General features: G+C 36.3%; 1 protein-coding gene. It reads right to left on the bottom strand.

What is annotated here, in order from left to right:
* Nucleotides 1-810 (bottom strand): C69 family dipeptidase (locus tag FD16_RS12450; protein WP_235804818.1); only part of this gene is annotated, 810 nt, incomplete at its 3' end.
* Nucleotides 811-840 lie beyond the last annotated feature (30 nt).

The following is an 840-nucleotide window of genomic DNA, read 5'->3' on the forward strand; positions in this document are numbered from 1 at the left end:
TTTTCTATCAGTACTTCTTGACGAAGAACCTAGATTTTCATCAGTATTAAAATTTAACAATGACATATCAGTAGATTTAGTAATCATAACTGCGTTTAATTCCCTAAATGCGCTCAGTGCCTCAAGTGACATTTTTTTCGTTTGATCTGTCAAAAATTCGGCTACTTTATCATTCTTGACGTCAGAAATATGATGGTCAATATTCTTTATCTGTTTCCCAAATGAAATATCTAATCTCTTATGAGTATCCTCAAGTAGTGGAATGAAATCCTTTAGGTGAGCATCCACCAAAACACCCGTAAGTTTAAAAATCCAATATGCGGACAAACTTGAATATACTTGTCCACCAGTCTTATACGCGCGGGGAACGTCTTTTGTCTCGGCAAAAATTGGAATATAAATACTTTGGGCACTGACGCCCATCGACAACCAGTGAATATTATGTTGATTAGGTCTCATCTGTAAAACATGTGACTCTTGTGTTTTTGCGAGACTGATTGGCCGATATTTTTTCTTCAACTGAACAGGACCTGTACCAATCGGATCAAACTCGGTACTGTTATAATGAGAGCTTAGATATCTTTTAACGTCTGCCAATGAAATTAAGCTATCTGCATGCATGATAAATGGAAGATCCATTGACTCAGGGTCATCGTTATTTGCCGTATTACCATTAAACATCTGATGGCCATACCAGACACGTGGAGCATTATAAACAGCATCGGATCTATCATGAGTACCGAAAATATTTCTAAAATTAAAGGTGCCTGGTTGGGGATTTAATTTAAATTCTGCAACAAATTTTTGAATTCCTCAATTGTCAAGTTAAGTGCAACACTA

The sequence above is a fragment of the Paucilactobacillus suebicus DSM 5007 = KCTC 3549 genome (genome assembly GCF_001434475.1).
Taxonomy (GTDB): domain Bacteria; phylum Bacillota; class Bacilli; order Lactobacillales; family Lactobacillaceae; genus Paucilactobacillus; species Paucilactobacillus suebicus.